We start from the raw sequence: 5837 nt of genomic DNA, 5'->3' as shown, positions 1-5837 counted from the left end.
CCGAGCCGACACGCTGGCCTCAGCCATCCCATCCGCCACCGGACCACTCCCGACAAGAGGCAACGCGCCGCCGTCAGCCGTCGAACCAGCGACCGGCCCGCTCGTGCGAGGCGACATGTTCTCATCGGCCGCCTCACCAGCGACCGGCCCGCTTCCGGCGCGGAGCGGCATGCTCCCCTCGGCCACCGCATCCGCGTCCGCACTACTCCCGACACGAGGTAACACGCGGCCGTCAGCCGTCGAACCCAGCGACCGGATCGCTTCCGACGCGGGGCGACATGCAGTCCTCGGCCACCCCATCCGCCACCGGACCACTCCTCGGGCGGGGCAGCGTGCTGCGGACGCCGAGCGGCAACCGGTCCAGCAGCGGCGTGGCGGCGAGCCGGGCGGCGGTGCGCAAGCTCACCGCGTTGTTGCGGTTGCGTGCGTCGTAGCGCGCGCACAGCGCGCCGATCTCGACCTCCAGCTCCGCGCGCACCGATTCCACCGTCCCGTCCGCCAAGGGGAGGTCGCCCAGCCGCAGGGTGACCAACCGGCGCAGCAGCACGCACACGCCGGTCGCGAACGCGAGTCGCGCGCCCGCGTCGGCGGCGGAATCGGCGAGCCAGCTCGCGTGTTCGGCGACGATCTCCAACCCGCGCGCCTCGTTGCCGGTGAGCGCGCAGAATTCCACGTGCAGCGCCACCGACGGACGCAGGTCCTCGGTGTGCCGCACCAAGGGGTACCCGGTCAGGTGGGCGCCGCGAGCCGCGGCGACGCGACCGGTGCGCACCAGCGGGAGCAATGCCTCGGCCAGCACGCGGTGCGGCTCTTCGGCACAGCTGCGCTCGCCGTCGAGCACGGGTCGCCAGTGCGCCAGCGCGGCTTCGTCGTCGCCCAGGTAGACGCTCGTCACGCCCCACTCGCTGCGCTCGCAGGCCTCGCAGTCGGACATGCGGTCGCGCGCGGCGGCCGTCGCCGCCGCCAGCCACGTGGCGGCGGCCGCGGTGTCACCGGTCTTGCGGGCGAACTCGGAGCGCAGCGCCAGCACCGGCCGCGGACTGTAGCCGCGCTGCCGATACCGACTTTCCAGCTCGCCGAACCAGCGCTCGATCGTGGCCAGCGGAATCGACGGGTTGTCGATCATCCCCCAGGTCATCCATTTCAGGTACCAGTGCACCAGATACGTCATCGCGCCCAGCTCGGCGGGGTGATCGTCGTAGATGCTCAGCAACCTGCCGTAGGCGATGGGGACCAGATCGCGTTCGCCCGCGGAGGTGTAGGACCGCGCCAGCTCCAGCAGTACCCTGCCTTCGAGCGCGCGATCCGATCCCGCCTTCGCGGCGGCGGCCAGTGTCTCCAATCGCTCGTTCCGGGTCCGGCCGTGCGGCAGCGCGCAGACCTGCGTCAGCGTCGTGCCGATCGCGGTGGCGTCCACGTTCACTCCGTCTCTTCGCCGCGGCTCGCGGTACGTTGCGTCGCCCAGCCGAGCAATTCGCCGAAGGCGCGGTTGAGCAGCGCCGTGTCGGCCGCGCTCAGCGGACGATGGGTCATCAGGAGGGCTTGGCCGTACAGCGATTCCACGGCCGTCTTCAGCAAGCCGGGATCGCCGATGCGAGCCAGCCTGCGCACGACCGGGCTGTGGTGGTTGAGCACCAGCTGCGCGCGCGGCGTCGCGACCGCCAAGGCGTCGAGGATCTCGGTCCACAGCTCGTCGGCGTCCTCGGCGGTCTGCGCCCTGGCACGTTCGTTGCGTGCCGCGCGGCCGTCGAGATAGAGCGCCGCCACCGAGACCGGATGGAAAGCTCGCAGGATCACGTCGCAGGACAGCGGGTCGAGCGCGGTGCGCGCCACCCCGAGCACCGGGGCCAGCGCCAGTTCCTCGCCCGGGTCGACCGGATCGAGCGCCGCGGTGATCGCGTCGACGTCCAGTTCCGCCACCTCGACGCCCGGCAGCAGCCGGGGCAGCTGCGCGACCAGCTCACGGTCGTAGGCGTAGCCGCCGTTGACGACGCCGATTCCCTGGGCGGCGGCGGTCGCGGCCACTTGACGGAACTCCTCGACCGTCGCGGTCATCCGCACGGTGCGGTGACCACGGGCGAACTCGGTGAGCGGCACCCGCCCGTCGGTGGTCTCGAAGTGCAAGTGCGGCAACATGATCCGCAGCAGGTCGAGGGAGTGCCTGGCCATCGCCTTGACCCCGAGCGCGTGCACGGACAGGAACGCGGCCAGCCGCTGCGGCTGTTCGGCGGCGATCTCGGTGAGCCAGTCCCGGATTCGGTCGCCGAGCACCTCCCGCACCACGGCGAGCCGCTCGTCCTCGTAGAGCCCTTCCCGCGAGGCGGTGGGACGCAGCGTGTCGGTGTCGATCACACAGCGCACGAAGAACGCCCAGTCCGGCAGCACGCCGCGCACCGCGTCGCCCAGCAGCATTCCCTTCAGGTACACCCGGTGCGCGCTGCTCTCCGACGGGTTGCCCGGTTGGGACAGCACATACGCCACGCCGCTCACTCCGGCCGGACCGGCGTCCAGATCGATCACGTCGAGTGGAGCGAAGCCGAGCGTGCGGTGGCCGTACTCGAGCAGGGCGACCCGGCGCTCGGCCCCCGTCGGATACGCGCGACGCCAGATCGGAACGCCGTCGGTGACCGTCGTCACGACGCCGTCCGCCTCCACCGTCACTTCGCAGGGCAGCAGCGACCCGAACTCGCGCGCCAGATCGATCACCTGCTGTGGCTGGAACCACGCCTGCGCTCTCCCGCGCGGTGCGAGCGACACCGTGGTGCCCGGCTCGGGATGCGCACTCGGGTCGAGCGAGCGCACCGAGTACGTGCCGTCGGCGGCGGCCAGCCACTCGACGGGCGGTGCGGCCGGGTCGGTGGCCGACCTGGTGACCACCCGGATGGTCTCGGCGACGGTGAAACAAGCCAGCAGTCCGATCCCGAACTGCCCGAGGAACTCTCGGCGCGCGCCTTCGATGTCGTCGCGCTTGGCGGAACGGCCGATGGTGGCGAGGAACCGGTGCACGTCGGCCTCGGTCAGGCCGACACCGGGATCACTGACCCGCAGGCCGGACTCGTCCACGGTGAGCCGGATCGCGGTGGGCGCCCCCGTTTCCACCAGGGTGCGCGCGGTGACCGCGTCGACGGCGTTCTGCAACAGCTCGCGCAGGTAGACCCGCGGGCTCGAGTAGAGGTGATGCGAGAGCAGATCGACTATCCCGCGCAGGTCGACCTGGAATGAATAGTTGTTGTGCGCCGCCGCCGAATCGTGCGGCGTTCTGTTCACCATGGCTGCCGATCCTGTCGGCGCACGCCAAAGGTTCCCTTAACGAAGGCTTTCAGGTGGGGCGCTTGGACTTCGGCAGTTTGCGCACGACGGCGTCGTAGGAGAGATCGACCAACTCGTACAGTTCGTTATCCGGGACGGCGCCCGCGAGCTGGATGACGTTCCAGCCGTAGCGCCCGATGTACGCCGACGCCGCCACGTCGTCCGGGTACACCCGGACCAGTTCGTCGGCCTCTTCGCGGGACCGTCCGCATTTGAGGCCGACCGAGGTCGCGCCGAGGAAAGCGAAGATCTTGTCGCCCACCTTGGCGACGAGGTCGCCCTCCCACGGCTCGTCCTGCCGGGCGCCCGGCTTGGCCAGGCAGTAGCTCAACAGGGCTGCGTCGTCCATCCTCGTGTCCTACACCGGCAGCAGCCGGGACACGACCGCGGTGAGCTGTTTGGCCGAGCGGCATTCGTGCATCTCGATGACCTCGCCGTATTTGTCCGCGGCGGAATCCCCGGAGCCCCACTGATCGCGCCGTTCCGGATTGAGCCAGTGCGCGTGCTTGGCGACCTCGGCCAGCGACCGGAGGGTGGCCAGTCGCGGGTCGCGGTAGTTCGTGCGGGCGTCGCCGAGCACGAGCAGCGACGTGCGGCTGGTGACGGCGTCCGGATAGTCCCTGGCGAAGCCGGCCAGCGCGTTGCCGTAGTCGGAGTGCCCGTCCGGGCCCGCGACGTTCGCCTCGGTGAAGATCCTGGTCATCGCGTCTTCGAGCTGGGTGTGCGGATCGAAGAACCGGGTCACCTCGTCGACCTGGTCGACGAACGCGAAGATCCGCACCCGGGAGAACTGCTCGCGCAGCGCGCTCACCAGCAGCAGCGTGAAGTTGCTGAAACCGGCCACCGAGCCGGACACGTCGCACAGCAGCACCAGATCGGGACGGCCCGGCCGCGGCTTGCGGTTCACCAGATCGATCGGCACTCCGCCGGTCGACATGGACTTGCGCAAGGTGCGGCGCAGGTCGATCTCGCCGCGGCGAGCGTGCCTGCGGCGCGCGGCCAAGCGGGAGGCCAGGATGCGGGCCAGCCGCTGCACACCTCGTTTGAGTTCGGCGAGTTCGGCCTGGGACGCGCGCAGGAAGTCGACCTCTTCGGCCTGACGGGTGACGCTGTAACTGGCCACCCGCTCGCGGCCGAACCGTTCGGTGGCGCGGCGCCTGGTCTCCGCCTCGACGGAGGCCGTGAAACCGGCGATCCGCTGCCGCGCCGCGCGGCGAGCGACCTCCATGTCGAAATCGCTGGTGTCGGGCCCGAGCGACAATCCGGCGAGAATCCTCGCCAGCAGGGTTTGCGGCTGCACCTCTTTCAGCGCTTTGTACGCCGAGAACGACGAGCCGCTGGCGGATTGATACCGGCCGAGCCGCTCGACCAGTTGCGCGGCGAGCGCCTCCAACTGCCGGGTCGCCGCGTCCTGGGTGAGCAGCTGTGCGAGCAGGTCGCGCAGTGCCGGGATGTCGACCTCACCGGCGGGCGTAAGGGGGATCTCGATCTCGTCCTCGGCCGCCGTGCGTTCGCCGAGCGCGACCGGGAACCACAGGTCGAACAGCACGTCGAAGACCGCGCGGTGGGTGGTGCGTCGCAGCAGGGCGCAGGCCAGGCCCTCGCGCAGGACCTCGCGGTCCATCAGGTCGAGCACGGTCACCACGCGGCCCGCGTCCACCGTCTCCGAAGGCCCCACCGGTACCCCGCGCACACGCAGCGCCTCCACGAAGCCGACCAGATGCCCTGGCAGCCCGTGCGGCGCGCTCAGCTGCGCGACATCCGCGGGGACCGATCCCGCCGCCATGGCTCAGGCCAGCTTCAGTTCGGCCAGCGCGCGCTGGTGGTCGCTGCGGTGTTTGAGCACGACTCCGAGGGTGGCGCGCACCGTGGTGTCGTCCAGATCGCGCAGTCCGAGCGCGAGCAGCGTGCGGCCCCAGTCGATCGATTCCGCGACCGAAGGCAGCTTCTTCAGCTGCATGCCGCGCAGCACGTGCACGATCCGCACCAGTTGCGCGGCGACCGCCGCGGACAGCTCGGGGACCCGGCTGGCCAGGATGCGCCGCTCCAGCTCCTCGTCCGGGAAGTCCAGGTGCAGGTAGAGGCAGCGGCGCTTGAGCGCCTCGGACAGTTCGCGGGTGGCGTTCGAGGTCAACACGACGAACGGCTTGCGGCTGGCGGTGATGGTGCCCAGTTCCGGCACCGTCACCGCGAAATCACTGAGCACCTCGAGCAGCAGGCCCTCGATCTCGACATCGGCCTTGTCGGTCTCGTCGATCAGCAGCACCGTGGGATCGGCCCGCCGGATCGCGGTGAGCAGCGGGCGCGAAAGCAAGAACTCCTCGGTGAAGACGTCGGCCTTCGTCTCCTCCCAGTCGTTCTCGCTGGAGGCCTGGATGCGCAGGATCTGCTTGGCGTGGTTCCACTCGTACAGCGCGCGGGCCTCGTCGACGCCCTCGTAGCACTGCAATCGCACCAGCTCCGCGCCCGAGGTCTGCGCGACCGCGCGCGCCAGCTCGGTCTTGCCGACCCCGGCCGGGCCCTCGATC

5 protein-coding genes are annotated in these 5837 nt (G+C 70.5%); all 5 read right to left on the bottom strand.

What is annotated here, in order from left to right; all coding sequences use genetic code 11:
- Window positions 1–232: 232 nt before the first annotated feature.
- The gene (locus ON27_RS07825; RefSeq protein WP_174377823.1) at window positions 233–1417 is read right to left on the bottom strand and encodes a hypothetical protein; all 1185 of its coding nucleotides are present in this window, start codon (window positions 1415–1417) and stop codon (window positions 233–235) included.
- A 2-nt stretch (window positions 1418–1419) separates the two neighbouring features.
- Window positions 1420–3270, bottom strand: coding sequence for an HSP90 family protein (locus ON27_RS07820; protein ID WP_043721713.1), 1851 nt, complete (start codon window positions 3268–3270; stop codon window positions 1420–1422).
- 49 nt (window positions 3271–3319) lie between these two features.
- Window positions 3320–3658 (bottom strand): MmcQ/YjbR family DNA-binding protein, encoded by a 339-nt coding sequence (locus ON27_RS07815; protein WP_043721710.1) that lies wholly within the window; start codon window positions 3656–3658, stop codon window positions 3320–3322.
- Window positions 3659–3667: 9 nt separating this feature from the next.
- Window positions 3668–5095, bottom strand: coding sequence for a vWA domain-containing protein (locus tag ON27_RS07810; RefSeq protein ID WP_043721707.1), 1428 nt, complete (start codon window positions 5093–5095; stop codon window positions 3668–3670).
- 3 nt (window positions 5096–5098) lie between these two features.
- Window positions 5099–5837: AAA family ATPase (locus ON27_RS07805; protein WP_043721703.1), on the bottom strand; the 739-nt coding region annotated here is incomplete at its 5' end.

Origin of the sequence: Nocardia asiatica NBRC 100129, assembly GCF_000308415.1 — a bacterium.
In the GTDB taxonomy this organism is placed as follows: Bacteria; Actinomycetota; Actinomycetes; order Mycobacteriales; family Mycobacteriaceae; genus Nocardia; species Nocardia asiatica.
This window is presented reverse-complemented; position numbering and strand designations above follow the sequence as displayed.